Source organism: Microbacterium sp. K24 (genome assembly GCF_004794465.1).
GTDB lineage: Bacteria > Actinomycetota > Actinomycetes > Actinomycetales > Microbacteriaceae > Microbacterium.
Genome location: NZ_SSDJ01000086.1, coordinates 68,307 through 85,925, shown reverse-complemented (window position 1 = coordinate 85,925; position 17,619 = coordinate 68,307). Strand labels below are relative to the sequence as shown.

14 protein-coding genes and 1 riboswitch are annotated in these 17,619 nt (G+C 70.7%); of the genes, 7 read left to right on the top strand and 7 right to left on the bottom strand.

Annotated features, from left to right (window positions below; genetic code table 11):
* Positions 1-45 precede the first annotated feature (45 nt).
* Positions 46-193: riboswitch (FMN riboswitch) on the bottom strand.
* A 68-nt stretch (positions 194-261) separates the two neighbouring features.
* Together DW306_RS06970 and DW306_RS06965 are read right to left on the bottom strand one after the other, a co-directional pair.
* Positions 262-1,125 carry a DNA-formamidopyrimidine glycosylase family protein gene (locus tag DW306_RS06970; RefSeq protein WP_136054885.1) on the bottom strand — a complete coding sequence of 288 codons (864 nt, stop codon included), beginning with the start codon at positions 1,123-1,125 and terminating at the stop codon, positions 262-264.
* A 54-nt stretch (positions 1,126-1,179) separates the two neighbouring features.
* Entirely contained in the window at positions 1,180-1,743 is a 564-nt protein-coding gene (locus DW306_RS06965) for a GNAT family N-acetyltransferase (RefSeq protein WP_136054884.1), read from the bottom strand.
* A gap of 194 nt (positions 1,744-1,937) precedes the next feature.
* Between DW306_RS06965 and mfd the strand changes: the two genes are divergently transcribed.
* Entirely contained in the window at positions 1,938-5,519 is a 3,582-nt protein-coding gene (mfd, locus tag DW306_RS06960; RefSeq protein WP_136054883.1) for a transcription-repair coupling factor, read from the top strand.
* On the opposite strand, the gene DW306_RS06955 is transcribed toward mfd, so the two are convergent.
* Positions 5,500-5,865, bottom strand: a complete 366-nt coding sequence (locus DW306_RS06955; RefSeq protein ID WP_136054882.1) for a VOC family protein — start codon at positions 5,863-5,865, stop codon at positions 5,500-5,502. The two genes, mfd and DW306_RS06955, sit on opposite strands and share 20 nt — an antisense overlap.
* A gap of 65 nt (positions 5,866-5,930) precedes the next feature.
* On the opposite strand from DW306_RS06955, the gene DW306_RS06950 reads away from it, so the two are divergent.
* A complete protein-coding gene (locus DW306_RS06950) occupies positions 5,931-6,527 on the top strand; it encodes a gamma carbonic anhydrase family protein (RefSeq protein ID WP_136054881.1) in 597 nt (198 codons plus the stop codon).
* A 72-nt stretch (positions 6,528-6,599) separates the two neighbouring features.
* On the opposite strand, the gene gdhA is transcribed toward DW306_RS06950, so the two are convergent.
* Complete coding sequence (gdhA, locus tag DW306_RS06945; protein ID WP_136054880.1) at positions 6,600-7,970, bottom strand: NADP-specific glutamate dehydrogenase; 1,371 nt, start codon at positions 7,968-7,970, stop codon at positions 6,600-6,602.
* A gap of 140 nt (positions 7,971-8,110) precedes the next feature.
* Entirely contained in the window at positions 8,111-10,804 is a 2,694-nt protein-coding gene (locus DW306_RS06940; protein ID WP_136054879.1) for a phosphoenolpyruvate carboxylase, read from the bottom strand.
* 86 nt (positions 10,805-10,890) lie between these two features.
* Here DW306_RS06940 and nhaA point away from each other — a divergent pair, with 86 nt between their 5' ends.
* The 4 genes from nhaA (at position 10,891) to DW306_RS06920 (ending at position 14,970) form a co-directional block, all read left to right on the top strand.
* Positions 10,891-12,057, top strand: coding sequence for a Na+/H+ antiporter NhaA (gene nhaA / locus DW306_RS06935; protein WP_136054878.1), 1,167 nt, complete (start codon positions 10,891-10,893; stop codon positions 12,055-12,057).
* A 109-nt stretch (positions 12,058-12,166) separates the two neighbouring features.
* A complete protein-coding gene (locus DW306_RS06930) occupies positions 12,167-12,769 on the top strand; it encodes a MazG family protein (RefSeq protein WP_136054917.1) in 603 nt (200 codons plus the stop codon).
* Between the two features lie 74 nt (positions 12,770-12,843).
* Positions 12,844-14,115, top strand: coding sequence for an ATP phosphoribosyltransferase regulatory subunit (locus tag DW306_RS06925; protein WP_240747104.1), 1,272 nt, complete (start codon positions 12,844-12,846; stop codon positions 14,113-14,115).
* A gap of 48 nt (positions 14,116-14,163) precedes the next feature.
* Positions 14,164-14,970: an SGNH/GDSL hydrolase family protein gene (locus DW306_RS06920; protein ID WP_136054876.1), complete on the top strand. Its 807-nt coding sequence runs from the start codon at positions 14,164-14,166 to the stop codon at positions 14,968-14,970.
* Here the strand turns inward: DW306_RS06920 and DW306_RS06915 are convergent.
* On the bottom strand, positions 14,939-15,466 hold the full coding sequence (locus tag DW306_RS06915; protein WP_136054875.1) for a VOC family protein: 528 nt from the start codon (positions 15,464-15,466) through the stop codon (positions 14,939-14,941). The two genes, DW306_RS06920 and DW306_RS06915, sit on opposite strands and share 32 nt — an antisense overlap.
* Before the next feature lie 94 nt (positions 15,467-15,560).
* On the opposite strand from DW306_RS06915, the gene DW306_RS06910 reads away from it, so the two are divergent.
* Entirely contained in the window at positions 15,561-16,445 is an 885-nt protein-coding gene (locus DW306_RS06910; protein ID WP_136054874.1) for a helix-turn-helix domain-containing protein, read from the top strand.
* Here DW306_RS06910 and DW306_RS06905 read toward each other — a convergent pair.
* Positions 16,359-17,600 (bottom strand): amino acid permease, encoded by a 1,242-nt coding sequence (locus tag DW306_RS06905; RefSeq protein WP_136054873.1) that lies wholly within the window; start codon positions 17,598-17,600, stop codon positions 16,359-16,361. The two genes, DW306_RS06910 and DW306_RS06905, sit on opposite strands and share 87 nt — an antisense overlap.
* Between the last annotated feature and the right edge of the window lie 19 nt (positions 17,601-17,619).

Genomic DNA, 17,619 nt, shown 5'->3' with positions numbered 1-17,619 from the left:
GCTTCTCCTGATCGGAGAGGGAGACAGAAGGCACGCACAGCGTCGCCCCGTGCTGCCTCCCTTCCGGACTAGCGAGGTTGCCCTCACATCACCGTCGGTCCCGGAATTCCACCGGATCGGCATCTCGGCTGGACCGAGACGCTCGCGGACTGTCACCGCCGGTTCGGATTCTCACCGACCCCGGAGCACGTTCAATGCTCTGAGTGTACTCAACGCGGCCGAGGACATTTCATTCCGCGTCATCATCGCGGCGACGACCCGTCATTTCAGCAGGCGGGAGAGGCGGCGATCGGCGAGGATCTTGCCGCCCGTCTGGCACGTCGGGCAGTACTCGAGGGACCGGTCGGCGAAGAAGACGCTGCGCACGGTGTCGCCGCAGACCGGGCAGGTCTCGCCGCGGCGGGCGTGCACCTGCATACCGCGGCGCTTGGCGTCTTTGAGGTCGGCAGGAGGCTTGCCCGACGCCTCGGCGACGGCCTCGGTCAGGGTCTGCTGCATCGCCGCGAACAGCCGATCGATCTCGGCGTCGTCGAGCTTGCCGGCGATGGCATACGGCGACATCTTCGCGGCATGCAGGATCTCGTCGGAGTAGGCGTTGCCGATTCCCGCGATCACCGCCTGATCGCGCAGCAGCCCCTTGATCTGCATCCGTCGGTCGTCGAGGAGCGCCGCGAACGCGGCGCGGGTGAAGTCGGCATCGAGCGGGTCGGGACCGAGGCGGGCGATGCCGGGCACCTCCTGCACGTCGCGGACGACGTACACCGCGAGCGACTTCTTCGTCCCGGCCTCGGTCAGGTCGAACCCGCTGCCGTCGTCGAGCGCGATGCGCAGGGCGATCGGCGACTTTCCCGGCCGGATGAGGGTGGTCGGAAGCGCTTCGTACCAGCGCAGCCAGCCGGCCTTCGCCAGGTGGAACACGAGGTGCAGGTCGTCACCGCAGGACAGCACCACGAACTTGCCGAGTCGCGCGGATGCCGTGATCTCGGCGCCCTGGAGGGCGGAGATCGGCGGGTCGTACGTCTTCAGCGCGGCGATCGCGGCAACGGTCGCGCGCGTGATCGTGCGGCCGACAGCTCGCCCGCCGAGGAACGCGGTGAGCCCTTGAACCTCCGGCATCTCAGGCATGGTGTCATCCTGCCACCGGCATCCGACACTGTCACGTGTCGGCGGCGACCCGCCTCAGAGCACCGGCCACTCGACCGGCGTGCGGTCATCGTCCACCAGCAGCCCGGCGAACCATCCGTCGTCGCGCCCGCGCGGACCGGTGAGCGCCTGGCGCTGCATTCCCTCGTAGCGGAAGCCGAGGGCGAGGGCGGCGCTCGCGGACGCGACGTTGCCCGCGACGGCCCGCCAGGCGATCCTCACGAGACCGAGCTCGGAGAACCCCCAATCGATCACCGCGCGGGCCGCCTCGGCCAGGTATCCATGGCCCCGCGCTTCCGCCGTCATCCAGAAGCCGATCTCGGCGTGCCCGCCCGTGTGATGCTGCTCGATGTCGTGCAGTCCGATCATGCCGGACAGTCGATCGTCGACGAAGACGGCCCACACCGTCTCCTTGCCGTCGGCCCACCATCCCGCCACGAGCTTCACGAAGTCGACAGCGTTCTCGCGCGTGTACGGGCTCGGCACGGTCGTCCAGCGCGGGATCTCCGGATCCTGGCATGCGGCCTCGATCGCCTCGATGTCGGCCTCGCGCGGTGCCCGCAGCACGAGTCGTTCGGTGGTGAGGGTGACCGTTTCCATCCCGACACTCTACTGAGCGCCGAGCGGCCCCCTTGCGTGCGAGCTAATGAGCGCCGAGCGGCCCCGTTGCGTTCGAGCGGCCCCGCTGTGAGCGGTTTGAACGGGGTGGTTCGCGCAGAGAGGGGCCGCTCGGCGAGGAGGGAACCGGAAGGATGCCGCGCCGCGGTGTCGGTGGGCGCGACTAGTCTTGTCCGGTGACTGTTCCGGGGATTCTGCGCGCCTTGGAAGAGGCGTCTCTGTACCGTGACGCCCTCGGCTGGGCGCATACCGACGCCGACCTCGGGCTGGTCGACGGGCTCGATGCGCCGGTCCTGGCCGGCCTGCTGGAGAAGCGCACCGCCGCGGGGCATCCGTCGGCGCTGCTGGCCGTCGCTCCGACCGGGCGCCGGGCGGAGAGCCTCGCTCTCGCGCTCGCGGCCTACCTCCCGACCGCCGAGATCCTTACGTTCCCCGCGTGGGAGACGCTTCCGCACGAGCGGCTGAGCCCGAGCCCCGACACCGTCGGTCAGCGTCTGCAGACGCTGCGCCGCATCGCGGACTGGTCCGGCGACCATCCGCTCGTCGTCGTCGCCTCGGTGCGCGCGGCGCTGCAGCCGATCGCCGGCAACCTCGGCGAGATCGCACCGCTCGAACTCGTCACCGGCAGCCGGGGCAACGAGCTCGACCACGTCGCCGAGCAGCTGGTCGAACGCGCCTACTCGCGCGTCGACATGGTCTCGCGTCGCGGCGAGTTCGCCGTGCGCGGCGGCATCCTCGACGTCTTCCCGCCGACGTCCGAGCACCCGTACCGCGTCGAGTTCTTCGGCGACGAGATCGACCAGATCCGCGCCTTCTCGGTCGCCGATCAGCGCTCGCTGCCGGGCGACGTTCCGGGCGTCGACCTGCCGCCGAGCAGAGAGCTGCTGCTCACACCGGACGTGCGGGAACGCGCCCGCGCCCTCGTCAGCGGCTTCCCGGCGATCGCGGGGATGCTCGAGAAGATGGCCGAGGGCATCCCGGTCGAGGGCATGGAATCGCTGCTGCCGGCGGTGTCGGGACCGCTCAAGTCGCTCGCCGAGTACCTGCCCGCCGGCAGTGCGACCGCCGTCGTCGACCCCGAGCGCTCGACCGCGCGCGCCATCACCCTCGGGGAGACGAACCGCGAGTTCCTCGACGCTGCGTGGAGTGCGGCCACGTCGGGAGCCTCGGCGCCGATCGATCTGGGTGCCGGCGACTTCCGCACTATCGCTCAGCTGCGCGAGGTCGTGCGCGACCGAGGGGGCGTCTGGTGGCGGCTGAGCCCGTTCGGCGCCGGACTCGGCGAGGGCGATGCCGAGGCGACGAACCTCGACGCCACCGTCATCCCGTCGTTCCACGGCAACGTCGACGGCGCGATCTCGTTCGTCGATGCGAAGGTCGCCGAGGGGTGGCGCGTCGTCGTCATCTCCGCCGGCAGCGGACTCGTCGACCGGGCGCGCGACGTGCTCGCGGATCGCGGCATCGCCGCCCGCATCGTCGAATCGCTGCCCGATGCCCCGGATGCCGGTGTCGCGACCCTCGTCACCGGATCGGTCGAGGCCGGGTTCCAGATCGTCGAGGCGAAGCTCGCCGTCCTCACCGACAACGAGTTCTACGGTCGCACGATCGGCGGCGACCAGCGGGTGGTCAAGAAGCTCGCATCGCGACGCAAGAACGTCGTCGACCCGCTGCAGCTCAAGCCCGGCGACCACGTGGTGCATGCCACGCACGGCATCGGCCGTTTCGTCGAGATGACCAAGCGCGAGGTGTCGACCGGTGGCCGCAATGCGACGAAGTCGGTCCGCGACTACCTCGTGCTGGAGTACGCGCCGTCCAAGCGCGGGTACCCCGGCGACAAGCTGTACGTGCCGACGGACCAGCTCGATCTGCTGTCGAAGTACGTCGGCGGCGAGGCTCCCACGCTCTCCAAGATGGGCGGCAGCGATTGGTCGCAGGCGAAGGGCAAGGCCCGCAAGGCCGTGCGCGACATCGCCGTCGAGCTCGTCAAGCTGTACTCGGCGCGGATGAGCGCGAAGGGGCACGCCTTCGGGCCCGACACCCCCTGGCAGCGCGAGCTCGAAGAGGCGTTCCCGTTCGCCGAGACCCCCGACCAGCTGCAGACCATCGACGAGATCAAGGCCGACATGGAGCGGCCGATCCCGATGGACCGCCTGCTCTCGGGCGACGTGGGCTTCGGCAAGACCGAGGTCGCCGTGCGGGCCGCGTTCAAGGCGATCCAAGACGGCAAGCAGGTCGCGATGCTGGTGCCGACGACTCTGCTCGTGAAGCAGCACATGGAGACCTTCACCGAGCGATTCGCCGGATTCCCGGTGAAGGTGCGGGCGCTGTCGCGCTTCCAGACCGACAAAGAGGTGCGTCTCACGCTGCAGGGGCTGCTCGAGGGCTCCGTCGACATGGTCATCGGCACGCACCGCATCCTCACCGAGGGCATCATGTTCAAGGACCTCGGCCTGATGATCATCGACGAGGAGCAGCGGTTCGGCGTCGAGCACAAGGACACGCTCAAGAAGCTGAAGATGAACGTCGACATCCTCGCGATGAGTGCGACGCCGATCCCTCGCACGCTCGAGATGGCGGTGACCGGCATCCGCGAGATGTCGACGCTCGCGACCCCGCCGGAGGACCGGCATCCGATCCTCTCGTTCGTCGGACCCCGCAGCGACAAGCAGATGGCGGCGGCGATCCGACGCGAGATCCTGCGCGAGGGTCAGGTGTTCTTCGTGCACAACCGGGTGCAGTCGATCCAGCGGGTCGCCGCACAGCTCGCCGAACTCGTTCCCGAGGCGCGCATCGCCGTCGCCCACGGACAGATGGGCGAGCACCAGCTCGAGCAGGTCGTCGACGACTTCTGGGAGCGCAAGTTCGACGTGCTCGTCTCGACGACCATCATCGAGACCGGCCTCGACATCTCCAACGCGAACACGATCATCATCGACCGCGCCGACAAGTACGGCCTCAGCCAGCTGCACCAGCTGCGCGGCCGCGTCGGCCGCGGGCGCGAGCGGGCGTACGCGTACTTCCTCTACGACGAGATGAAGCCTCTCTCCGAGACGGCCGCCGACCGCCTGCAGACCATCGCGGTGAACAACGACCTCGGGTCGGGCATGCAGGTGGCGCTGAAGGACCTCGAGCTGCGCGGCGCCGGGAACATGCTGGGCGCCGAGCAGGCCGGGCACATCGCCGGTGTCGGCTTCGACCTGTATCTGCGCATGATCGGCGAAGCCGTGGCGACGTTCCGCGGCGACGAGGTCGAGAGCGGGCAGGAGCTGCGTCTGGAGCTGCCGCTCGACGCGCGCATCCCCGAGTACTACATCGACAGCGAGCGGCTGCGTCTCGAGGCGTACCAGAAGCTGTCGGCGGCGTCCGCGGCCACGGCGAAGGATGAGGCGATCGATCAGGTCATCGAAGAGCTCGTCGACCGGTACGGCACGCCGCCGGAAGAGGTCGAGGGGTTGCTCGCGATCTCCCGCCTGCGCCGTCGTGCCGCGCGCGCGGGGCTCACGGATGTCGTGGTGATGGGCTCGAACCTGCGCATCGCGCCCGCGCGCCTCGAGGACTCGATCAAGGTGCGGCTGCAGCGGCTCTATCCGAAGGCGAAGCTCGTCGCCGGGGGAGAGGCGCTCGTCGTGCCGATGCCGATGGTGGCGGCTGACGTGGGGGTCGGCCTCGAGCCCCTGCCCGACGCACAGCTGCTCGAGTGGGTCGGGCAGCTGTTCACGGCGATCTTCCCGGAGCCCGTCAAGACGGAGCAGGCGTAGCGAGATAGAGCAGGTTGTCGTCGGGGTCCCGCACCTGCGCGACCCGTTCGCCCCAGGGAAGATCCTCGGGCGGAGCGACGGATACCGCGCCCGCGGCGAGGGCTGCGGCGTATGCCGCGTCGGCATCGTCGGCGTAGAGCCACACGGCGATCACGTCGCCTCGGGCGATCTCCGACTCGACGCCGATGCCGATGTGTCCGCCGCCCACAGCGAGGGCGACGTAGACATCGACGCCCTCCTGGTCGTAGCGGTAGGCGACCTCGGCGTCGAACGCCTGCTCATAGAAGGCGCTGAGCCGCGGGAGATCAGTCGTGCGGAGGATCGGGAAGAGACTCGTGATCGCCATGCCGGGAGAGTAGATCCGGGCGGATGACAGTGTCAACGGATCGGCCGGGCGACTAGTCTGGCGGCATGTTGTACGAGCACCTCGGGGCTCGGCCCCGGATCCATGACACCGCCGTCATCGCTCCCACCGCCGTCGTCTCCGGCGACGTCGAGATCGGGCCGGACTGCCAGGTGCTGCACGGCGCCGTCATCACCGCGGAAGGCGGACCCATCACCCTCGGCGAGCACGTGATCGTGATGGAGAACGCGTTGATCCGCGCCACGGCCGCGAATGCCGTGCACATCGGCGCGCACACCCTCATCGGCACGCTGGCCAGCATCGCCGGGGCCACCGTCGGCGAGGAGGTGTTCTTCGCCTCGGGTGCCCGCATCTTCAACGGCGCTCTGGTCGGTGACCGCTGCGAGGTGCGCGTGAACGCCATCGTGCATCGACGCGCGGTGCTCCCCGCGGGAACGGTGGTGCCAATCGGCTGGGTGGCCGTCGGCGACCCGGTGCAGCTGTTCTCACCCGACCGCGAGGCCGAGATCACGGCCGCGCAGCCCGAGCTCGACTTCCCCGGTCACGTCTTCGGCGTCGACCGCGACACCCCCGACCTGATGGTGCAGCTCACCGAACGCTACGGCCGCTCACTCGCCCGGCACGCCGACGACCGCGAGGTCTGACTCGTCGTCGGAATCGCGTGAATGGTCGTCTTCGGGCCGGATCCGCGACCATTCACGCGATTCGAACTACCCTCAGATCACGCCCTGCGCGAGCATCGCCGCGGCAACCCGCTCGAAGCCGGCGATGTTCGCACCCGCGACGTAGTCTCCGGGCACGCCGTGACGCTCGGCGGCGTCGAAGGCGGCGCGGTGGATGTCGCCCATGATCTCGCGCAGCTTGTTCTCGCTGTCGGCGAAGGTCCAGCGCTGGCGCGACGCGTTCTGGCTCATCTCCAGCGCCGAGGTCGCGACACCCCCGGCGTTCGCGGCCTTGCCCGGGGCGAACAGCACTCCGGCGTTCTGGAACGCGTCGACCGCGGCCGGCTCGCACGGCATGTTCGCACCCTCGGAGACCGCGCGCACGCCGTTCGCGATCAGCGCCTCGGCATCGGCCAGGCTCACCTCGTTCTGCGTGGCGGAGGGCACGGCGATGTCGACCGGCACCTCCCAGACGCTGCCGCCCTCGACGAAGCGCGCGCTCGGGCGACGATTCGCGTATTCGACGATGCGGGCGCGCTCGACCTCCTTGAGCTGGCGGAGCAGGTCGACGTCGATGCCGGCGTCGTCGACGACGTAGCCGGAGGAGTCGGATGCCGTGACCGGCACGGCGCCGAGCTGCGTGGCCTTCTGGATCGCGTAGATCGCGACGTTGCCCGAACCCGAGATGCCGACGCGCTTGCCGGCGAGGGAGTCGTCGTGCACGGCCAGCATCTCCTGTGCGAAGAACACGGCGCCGTAGCCGGTGGCCTCGGTGCGCACCTCGGCGCCGCCCCAGCCGGTGCCCTTGCCGGTGAACATGCCGGACTCGTGGCGGTTGGTGACCTTGCGGTACTGGCCGAAGAGGTACCCGATCTCGCGTCCGCCCACGCCGATGTCGCCGGCGGGCACGTCGGTGTGCTCGCCGAGGTGGCGGTACAGCTCGTTCATGAACGACTGGCAGAAGCGCATGACCTCGGCGTCGGACCTGCCGTGCGGGTCGAAGTCCGATCCGCCCTTGCCGCCGCCGATGCCCTGTCCGGTGAGCGCGTTCTTGAAGATCTGCTCGAAGCCGAGGAACTTGATGATCGAGAGGTTGACCGAGGGGTGGAACCGCAGGCCGCCCTTGTACGGGCCGAGCACCGAGGAGAACTGGATGCGGTAGCCGCGGTTGACCTGGAGCCTGCCCGCGTCGTCGACCCACGGCACGCGGAACAGGATCTGGCGCTCCGGCTCGACCAGCCGCTCGAGGATGCCGCCGTCGACGTATTCCGGATGCCGCTCAAGCACCGGCGAGATGGAGTTGAGCACCTCGTGCACGGCCTGGTGGAATTCCGGTTCGTGCGGGCTGCGCGACAGCACCGTGTCGAAGACGGGCTGCACGGGATCGGCGAGCGGGTGGAAGACGGCGGCAGACGATGCGGTCACGCGGGAGGTGCTTTCTGGTGGGGACGAGGGCGCAGGCGATCGTGTCGCGTGACGGGAGAGTGGTCGGATCCGACCGATATTTCACTCTATCGGTGTCGCCGAAGACGGAATCCCGACGCCGACCCGACCCGCGCCGAGACTCACCCCGTGTTCTGCAGACCGGCCGCGACGCCGCTGACGGAGAGCAGGAGCAGACGCTGCTGCTCGGCGTCCGCGCCGGACCCCTCGGGCTGCTCGGCCGCCGAGCGGAGCGCGCGCAGAGCGCGCAGCTGCAGCAGCGAGAGGGCGTCCACGTAGGGGCTCCGCAGCTGCACGGCGCGCTGCAGCACGGGCTTGTTCTCGAGCAGTCCCTCGCCGCCGGTGAGGCGGATGACCCACGACCGGGTGAGGGCGAGCTCGTCGAGCACGAGGGCCGCGAGGTCATCGCGGTCGCCGAGCGCGAGGTACTGCCGGGCGATCCGCTCGTCGGTCTTCGCCAGGCTCATCGCCACGTTGTCGATCATGGTGCGCAGCAGCGGCCACTCGCGATACGCCTCGGTGAGCAGCTCGGCGTCGCCGACCGCTTCGAGGGCCGTACCGAGTCCGAACCAGCCGGCGAGGTTGATGCGGGCCTGCGTCCACGCGAAGACCCACGGGATCGCCCGCAGATCCTCGAGCGATTCGACGGACAGTCCGCGCCGTGCGGGGCGCGAGCCGAGCGCCAGCAGGCCGATCTCCTCCAGCGGTGTGACGGTCGCGAACCAGGGGGCGAAGCCCTCGGCCTTGACGAGCGAGAAGAACCGCTCGCGCGAGGTCGCGTCCATGATCGAGGCCACCTCGGCGTAGCGTGCGGCCGCGCTGCTCGTGCGCTCCTCCTCGGAGGGCGACGAGGCCAGCAGGGTCGCCGCAGCGACCTGGTCGATGTGCCGCATCGCGATCGCCGGCTCGCCGTAGCGCGCGAAGATGACCTCGCCCTGCTCGGTGAGCTTGAAGCGGCCGTCGACCGAGTGCGGCGGCTGTGCGAGGATCGCGGAGTTCGCGGGTCCGCCACCACGGCCGAGGGCGCCGCCGCGGCCATGGAACAGGGTCAGCTCGATGCCCGACTCCTGCGCCCAGCGGGCGATCTTCTCCTGCGCCTCGTACAGGGCGAGGTTCGCGGCGACGGGGCCGACGTCCTTCGACGAGTCGGAGTAGCCGAGCATGACCTCGAGCTTGTTCCCGGTCGCGGCCATGCGCTCCCGGAACTCGGGGAACGTCACGACCTCGGCGAGGATCTCAGGGGCGGCCTGCAGGTCGGCGAAGGTCTCGAACAGCGGCACGACGTCGAGCACGGGCACGTCGTCGCCGAGGGCATGCCGGGCGAGCCTGTGCACGTTCGCCAGGTCGGATGCCGACTGCGTGAACGACACCACGTACCGACCGGCCGCGCGGGCGCCGCGGTCGCGCTGGATCTCCGCGATCACACGGAACAGCTCCAGCACCTCCTCGGTCTGCGCGCTGATCGCCTCGCCCGCCTCGAGCTCGGCGAGAGCCTTCGCGTGCACCTGCGAGTGCTGTCGGACCTCGAGCTCGGTCAGGTGGAACCCGTACGTCTCGACCTGCCAGATCAGGTGCTGCACACCGCCGAAGGCGTGGCGCTTCGCCCCGGCTTCCGCGAGCGACGACTGCACGGCACGCAGGTCGGCGAGCAGTTCCTCGGGACGGGTGAAGCCGCGCTCGGCGTCGCCCCGGCGGGTCGCGGCCACGCGACGGGCGAGCACGAGCAGCACGCGGCGGTGCGGCTCATCGGGGGAGCGCGCCGCGAGTTCGGCGGCGACATCGGGCTCGACGGCGGCGAAGGCGTCCCAGATGGCCGTGACCCCGGCGCTCGGCGGCGTGTCGTCGGAGGCGAGCGTCAGGGTGCGGCCGATGCGGTCGAGTGCGCGCTCGAGACCGCGGAGCACGTGGTCGGCGGCGATCTGCGACGCCTCGCGGGTGACGGATGCCGTGACGAACGGGTTGCCGTCGCGATCACCGCCGACCCAGGATCCGATCCGCACGAAAGCGGGGACGACGGGCGCGCTCGCGCCGGACTCCTCGCCGCGCAGCGCGTCGTCGATGCGCCGGTACACGTGCGGCACGGTGGTGAACAGCGTCTCGTCGAACACGCCCATGACCGTGCGCACCTCGTCGGTCGGCGACGGCTTCTGCGCGCGCAGCGGCGCCGTGCGCCAGAGCGTGTCGATCTCCTCCAGCATCCGGCGGCGGGCCCGGTGCGCCTCGGCGCCGCCCTTGCTCGCGGCGTCGTGCTGGGTGAGCAGCTCGGACAGGCGGCGGATGCTGGACGACACCGCGCGACGCCGCGCCTCCGTCGGGTGCGCCGTGAACACGGGGTGGAAGCGCAGGCCGTCGAGGCGGCGGCGAGCCTCGTCGTCGCCGACCTCGCTGCGCAGGCGCGCGTAGGCGGTCGCGACGGTGTCGGCGGCATCCTCCCGTCCGGGCTGGCCGGCACGCTCGCGGAGCACGCGCACGCGCTGGTGCTCCTCGGCGAGGTTGACGAGGTGGAAGTAGCAGGTGAAAGCGCGCGCGACCTCGTCGGCCCGTGCGACCGTGAACGATTCGGCGATCGCCGCTGCACGGTCGAAGGCGCCGGAGTTCTCCTCCTCGTATGCCTGGATCGTGGCGAGACGCAGACGCTCGACATCCTCGAAGAGGTCGTCGCCGCCGGCCTCGCGCAGCACCTGGCCGAGCAGGGCGCCGAGCATGCGCACGTCGGAGCGCATCGCATCGGGAATGCCCTGGCCTGCTTCGAAGCGGCCGATCACGCGGATGGCCTCGGTGTTCGTGGGCTCGGAGAACTCGTGTGCGGGGGTCACCCTTCGAGAGTATCCCCGTCGACTGGGGTGTCCCGAACGCATGACGTCCCGGGTCGCCGAGAAGCGCACGACCTACGATGGAGGGGATGCGCATCTCAGCGAACCCCCTCCGCGGTCAGCAGTTCCCCGCCGTGCTCCTGCTCGTCGCTGCGGGCCTCGGCCTGCTCCTGGCGAACCTCCCGACGCACGATGCGCTGGCGGCATTCCTCGACTTCCACATCGCGGTGCCCGGCACCGGGCTCGACCTGTCCGTCGCGCACTGGGTGTCGGACGGGCTGCTCGCCGTGTTCTTCCTCGTCGTGGCCATCGAGCTGCGGCACGAGCTGACGCATGGAGAGCTCGATTCTCCGCGGAAGGCCGTGCAGCCGGCGATCGCGGCGGCCGGCGGGGTGATCGTGCCGATCGCGGTGTACCTGCTGATCGCCGGCAGCGGCGACACGGCGACGGGGTGGCCGATCCCGACCGCGACCGACATCGCCTTCGCGCTCGGGGTCCTCGCGATGTTCGGCCGCGGGCTGCCTCCGACCGTGCGGGTCTTCCTCCTGGCGCTGGCGATCCTCGACGACATCATCGGCATCATCTTCATCGCCGTGCTCTTCGCCCACGACGTGCAGTGGCTGCTGCTCGGCCTCGCGGTCGTCGGGGTCGCCGTCTTCTGGGTGCTCAGCCGACTGCTGCACGAGCACGGCCACCTGATCATCGCCGTCGCGATGGCGGTCGTCGCCGTCGTGACCTGGGGTCTGGTCGCGTCGTCGGGAATCCACGCCACCATCGCCGGCGTCATGCTCGGTCTCGTGATGGCTCCGGTCCCCGCCGGCCGCACCCGTCATCTGCTCGAGCCGACGGTGAACGGCGCCATCCTGCCGATCTTCGCGTTCGTCGCCGCCTTCGTCGTGATCCCGGCCGTGTCTCCGACGCAACTGTCTCCGGCCTTCTGGGCGATCGTCGTCGCCCTTCCGGTGGGCAAGATCGTCGGCATCGGGCTGTTCGGCTGGATCGCCATGCGCATCCGTCCGAAGGGAGCGGCACCGGCTCTGCCCTTCGCCGACATCCTGGCGGCGGGAGCCCTCGGCGGCATCGGGTTCACGGTCTCGCTGCTGCTGGCCAACCTGGCCTTCGGTGCGCACGACGACATCCGGGATCAGGCGATCCTGGGTGTGCTCGTCGGCTCGCTGATCGCGCTCGTGCTCTCCGGCATCATCGTCTCCCTGCGCGCGCGCTGGTACCGTCGGGTCGCAGCCGCGGCGTCATGAGGGCCGCCCGCCCGGATCGCCGTCGGGCAGGATCGAAGGAGGAACCGTGAGCACTCGCCCCGATCCCCGCGAGGGCACGCACGATGCGCTGCGCGCGGCCGCCGACACGATGCGCGCGGTGCGGGAGGACTGCGTGTGGTCGCAGCAGATCACGCACCGAGATCTCGTGCCGTACCTGATCGAGGAGTCGCACGAGGTCATCGATGCCGTCGAGGGCGGCACGCGCGATGACCTGCGTGAGGAACTCGGCGATCTGCTCTGGCAGGTGCTGTTCCATGCGGCCATCGCCGCGCAGGACCCCGATGATCCGTTCGACATCGACGACGTGGCCTCGACGCTGACCGAGAAGATGGTCCGTCGGCATCCGCACGTCTTCGCGGGGGAGGTGGCGAACACGCCCGAAGAGGTGCTCGTGCACTGGAACGCCGCCAAGGCCGCCGAGAAGCGCACCCGCACGAGCGTGCTCGACGGCGTACCCCGGGGGATGCCGGCGCTCGCCCTCGCGCAGAAGCTCGTCGGTCGCGCCGCCGGAGCCGCTGTGCTCGCGCCCGCGAGTCCGGCTCCCGCGCCGGCATCCGAAGCCGAACTCGGCGACGCGCTCCTCGCGCTCGTGACCGTCGCCCGCACGCAGGGCTGGGATGCCGAACGCGCACTGCGCGAGCGGCTGCGGATGCTGGAGGACGAGGTGCGCGCCGTCGAAGCGGCATCCTGACCCGGCGGCGGCTCGGCCGCGACGCCGGACCTGGGAAGATGGGAGGCGTGGCTACTGTGAACCCGCCGCGCGGCATGCGCGACATCCTCCCCGCCGACAAGGCCCGCCGTGAGCGCGTGCTCTCCGTCATCCGCGACCGCTACCTCGCGCACGGATTCGACGAGATCGAGACGCCCGTCGTCGAGGACTACGACCGCCTGCACGCGGGCATCGGCGGCGACAACGAGAAACTCTCCTACAACGTGCTCCGTCGGGGGCTCGACGCCGACGCCATCCGCGAGGCGGCCGACGACCCGGCGGCGCTCTCCGACCTGGGCCTGCGCTACGACCTGACGGTGCCGCTCGCCCGCTTCTACGCGAGCAACCGCGGGCAGCTGCCCGGGGTCTTCCGGGCGATCCAGATCGGGCCGGTCTGGCGTGCCGAGCGTCCGCAGAAGGGCCGGTACCGCCAGTTCGTGCAGTGCGACATCGACATCATCGGCGACGACTCCTCGCGCGCCGAGGCCGAGTTGATGGTCGCCTCCCTCGACGCCGTCGATGCGCTCGGACTCGAGGGTGCGACGGTGCGGATCAACGACCGCCGCGTGCTGGACTGGATGCTCGACAGCTTCGGGTTCACCGCCGACGAGCGTCCCGGCGTGCTGATCACGATCGACAAGCTCGACAAGATCGGGCCCGAGGGCGTCGGCGCCGAGCTCCGTGAGCGCGCGGAGCGTCAGGGGACCAGTACGGCGCCCGTCGACGCGTTCGAGGAATTCCTGCGTCGCCCACAGACCATGGAGTACAACCCGTACGGCGAGCGGCAGATCCGCAAGGCGCTGCCCGACGGTGCGCCCGACGACATCGTCGCGCACCTCGTCGGCATCGGCGACGCCGTGGCCGCGGGGCGCCCCTCGACGGAATCCGCCGAGATCCCGCTCGTGTTCGACCCGTTCCTCGTGCGCGGGATGGGCTACTACACCGGCACCATCTTCGAGCTGGCGCACCCGTCGGTCGGCTACTCGCTCGGCGGCGGCGGACGCTACGACGGCATGATCGGCCGCTTCCTCGGTCAGCAGGTGCCCGCGGTCGGATTCTCGCTCGGTTTCGAGCGTCTCGTCGACCTCGTCACGGCGGAACCGGATGCCGCAGCGCAGGCCGTCGTCCTGATCCACGATGCCGATGTGCCGGTCGCCGAACTCGTCGCGCACAAGGCCGGTCTCATCGCGACCGGAGCCCGCGTGCGGCTCGAGCGTCGTACGAAGAACCTCAAGGCGCTGCTCGAGCGCTCGGCGGCGGACGGCTACACGGCGTTCGCGACCGTGTCGGCCGGCGTCGGAGACCTGGAGCTCAAGCCCCTGTCCTGACCTGCGCTCGTTCACGCGGCGTTCACGACCGTCGTGTCGAATCGCGTGGTGCGCCGCCTCCGTGTCCTCGTCGTCGTGGGACTCGTCGTGGCCACGGCGCTCGTCGGCTTCCGCATCGTCCTCACCCAGCAGGCGGCGCTCGCCCGGAGGCGGATCGGGAAGCCGCTCGGCGAGGACTCCCTCGATGCTGATCGCGTGTGGCGGTCAGCCCTCGACGGCGAGCCGATCGACCTGCTGGTCCTCGGCGACTCGATCGCGGCCGGGCTCGGGGCCGAGCGGCGCAAGGAGACCTTGGGCGGCCGCCTCGCGAAGGGCACGGCAGGGCGGATGCGACGACCGGTACGCCTGCACACGGCGGCGGTCGTCGGCTCCGAGTCGCCGGACCTGCCGGGTCAGCTCGACAGCCTGCCGGAGGGGTACCACCCGCAGGTCGCGGTGATCGTCGTGGGCGGCAACGACGTCACCCACCGGCTGCCGGTGCCCCTGTCTGCGCAGCATCTCCACGAGACGATCCGGCGCCTGCGCGAGCGGGGTGCCGAGGTCGTCGTGGGGACTTGTCCCGACCTGGGCGCCCTGCGGCCCGTTCCGCAGCCGCTCCGCCGCCTGGCGTCGAGCATGTCGCGCCGCCTCGCCGACATCCAGGCCGAGACGGCGCGCCACGCCGGTGCCGAACCGGTCGATCTGCGCCGGGCAGTGGGGCCGATGTTCTTCGACGAGCCCGAGGCGATGTTCAGCCTGGACCGCTTCCACCCGAGCGCCCTCGGCTACCGCCGCACGGCAGAGGCGCTGCTGCCTGCCGTCTGCCGTGCGGCCGAGGTCGCGGTCAGCTCGCGCCGTCCTCCGGAGCCGCGTTGAACGACTCCGCCCATTCGGCGACGCGACGGCTGCTCTCCTCGTCGGAGATGTCCTCGACGCGGGTCATCACCGACCAGCGCACGCCGAACGGATCGCGGATGCTGGCGAACCGGTCACCCGACACGAACGGCGCGGGTGCTTCCCGCACGGTCGCGCCTGCCGCGACGGCCTTCTCGACCACGGCGTCGACGTCGGACACATACAGGCCCATCGAGTAGCAGTCGTCGTCTCCCGCGGGCGAGGGGACGAGGTGGTAGTCGGGGCTCGGCTCGCCGAGCTGCAGCAGTCCGAGCCCGAAGTCGAGGTCGGCGTGCGCGACGACGCCGCCGAACTCGGTCACGTCGACGACCCGCGCGCCGAAGACATCGCGGTAGAAGTCGATCGCCTGCTTCGCGCCGGGGATCGCCAGGAAGGGCGTGAGCGACGTCGCGCTGTTCGGTCGTCCGTCGGTCGTGTAGGTGCCGGTCGCGCCGGTGGTGGGGGTGTCATCAGTCATGCCCTCACGGTAGGACGGAGCGGATGCCGGGGGCTTGAAGATCCGCGCCAACCTCGGCCTCCTCCGTGTCGGCACCGGACTCTACGCTGGGCCCATGGTGAATCCGACCCGCGGCATCCTGTACCCGGCACGGCTGCCGGAGTTCCATCGGCTGCCGGCACCGGCGGGGGTGGCCGACCTGGTCGCCTGGTTCTGGATACCCGAGTGGGACATCGAGCCCGGGCGCTCCTCGCGGCAGGAGGTCGTGTCGTACCCGGCTCTCAATCTGGTCGTCGAACGGGAAGGCGTGTCGTTGGCTGGAGCGACGACGCGCGCCTCGCACCGCGACCTGCGCGGACAGGGCTGGGCGGTGGGGGCTCTGCTGCGTCCCGCTGCCGTGGCCGCGCTCGTCGAGGAACCGGCCGCGCTGATCGATGCCGAGACCCCGATCGATGCGCCCGAGCTGCTGACCGCCGTGACCGCGGACATGGCGTCCGGTGAGGGGCGCCGTGAACGAGCGGTCTCCTCGTTCTCGCTCTGGCTGCGCGCGAGAGTCGGCCGGTCCGACGACGCGTCCCTGCAGGCCAACGCTCTGTTCGACGCCCTCATGGGGGAGGAGGCCGCTCTTACACCGGAGGAAGCAGCGACCCGACTCGCTGTCTCGCTGCGCACCCTGCAGCGGATGACCCACCGCCACATCGGACTCTCGCCCGCTGCGATGATCCGTCGTCGTCGTCTGCAGGAGGCCGCCCAGCTCGTGCGGGAGGAGCCCGCCGCCGACCTCGCCACGATCGCGGCCGAGCTCGGTTACTCCGATCACGCCCACCTGACGCGGGACTTCCAGGCCGTGCTCGGGATCGCTCCGCGGACGTACCGCTCGGAATCGACGGCGGCGAAGCCCACGGCGGCGGTATCAGCGGGCGGGTCGACGGCGGGCGAGGCGGAGGCGCAGCATCCGGTATCCGACACCGAGCGCGACGACGGCCATTCCGACGAGTGACGCGACGACGGGCAGGCTGTTGACGAGCACGAGGCACCCGAGCGCCCCGACGACCTGCAGCACACGCGGGTATCGTCGCGCGGACCCTGTCTGCCGGAATGCCGCCGCATTGGCGATCAGGTAGTACAGCAGCACGCCGAACGACGAGAAGCCGATCGCGTCGCGGAGATCGGCGACGAGCACGATCGCGATCACGACGACGGCCACGGCGATCTCGGCGCGCTGCGGTACCTGGTGGCGCACGCTGACCTTCGCCAGGAACCGCGGGACGTCGCTCTCTCTGGCCATCGCGAGGGTCGTGCGTCCGATGCCCGTCAGGAGCGCGAGGAGCGCGCCGAGGGAGGCCGCGGCCGCCGCCACCCGGATGATCGGGGCCAGCGCGGGCCACCCGGCCGAGACGAGCAGATCGGCCAGCGGCGCGGTGGAGTCGACGACACCGGCGCCGAGGATCTGCACCACGGCGATGCCCACCAGCACGTAGACGACGACGGCGCCGCCCAGTGCGAGCACGATGGCGCGCGGGATGGTCTTCGACGGGTCGACGACCTCTTCGCCCATGGTCGCGATCCGCGCGTATCCGGCGAACGCGAAGAACAGCAGCCCGGCGCCCTGCAGCACTCCGTAGGCGGAGGCGTCGGGGAGCGGGGCGGCCGACGACGCAGATGCCGAGCCGAACCCCACCGCCACGGCGACGGCGAGACCGAGCAGCGAGCACGCGACGAGGATGCGGGTCAGGAGCGCGGTGCGCGTCACGCCGAAGCAGTTCACCGCTGCGAGCGCGGCCACCGCGAGCACGGCGACGGGCACCTGCCATCCCTCGGGCGCGGCGTAGGCGGCGAAGGTCATCGCCATCGCCGCGCAGCTCGCGATCTTGCCGATGACGAAGCTCCACCCGGCGATGAACCCCCACCAGGGTCCGATCTCCGCACGGGCGTAGGAGTAGGTTCCGCCGGCCACCGGATGCACCGCGGCGAGCTGCGCCGAGGCGGTGGCGTTGCAGTACGCCACGACGGCGGCGATCGCGAGGGCGATGAAGAGGCCGCTGCCGGCGACGCCGGCGGCCGGCGCCCACACCGCGAACACGCCGGCGCCGATCATCGAGCCCAGCCCGATGGCGACGGCGTCGGGGAGCGTCAGTCGGCGGGCGAGGGGCATGGCGTCATCGTCCCACGCG

What these genes read in the sequence shown, in the direction of transcription:
- DW306_RS06970 (WP_136054885.1), bottom strand. Translation starts at nt 1,125, where the DNA reads ATGCCTGAGATGCCGGAGGTTCAAGGGCTCACCGCGTTCCTCGGCGGG.
- DW306_RS06965 (WP_136054884.1), bottom strand. Translation starts at nt 1,743, where the DNA reads ATGGAAACGGTCACCCTCACCACCGAACGACTCGTGCTGCGGGCACCG.
- DW306_RS06955 (WP_136054882.1), bottom strand. Translation starts at nt 5,865, where the DNA reads ATGGCGATCACGAGTCTCTTCCCGATCCTCCGCACGACTGATCTCCCG.
- DW306_RS06950 (WP_136054881.1), top strand. Translation starts at nt 5,931, where the DNA reads ATGTTGTACGAGCACCTCGGGGCTCGGCCCCGGATCCATGACACCGCC.
- nhaA (WP_136054878.1), top strand. Translation starts at nt 10,891, where the DNA reads ATGCGCATCTCAGCGAACCCCCTCCGCGGTCAGCAGTTCCCCGCCGTG.
- DW306_RS06930 (WP_136054917.1), top strand. Translation starts at nt 12,167, where the DNA reads ATGCGCGCGGTGCGGGAGGACTGCGTGTGGTCGCAGCAGATCACGCAC.
- DW306_RS06925 (WP_240747104.1), top strand. Translation starts at nt 12,844, where the DNA reads ATGCGCGACATCCTCCCCGCCGACAAGGCCCGCCGTGAGCGCGTGCTC.
- DW306_RS06915 (WP_136054875.1), bottom strand. Translation starts at nt 15,466, where the DNA reads ATGACTGATGACACCCCCACCACCGGCGCGACCGGCACCTACACGACC.
- DW306_RS06910 (WP_136054874.1), top strand. Translation starts at nt 15,561, where the DNA reads ATGGTGAATCCGACCCGCGGCATCCTGTACCCGGCACGGCTGCCGGAG.
- DW306_RS06905 (WP_136054873.1), bottom strand. Translation starts at nt 17,600, where the DNA reads ATGCCCCTCGCCCGCCGACTGACGCTCCCCGACGCCGTCGCCATCGGG.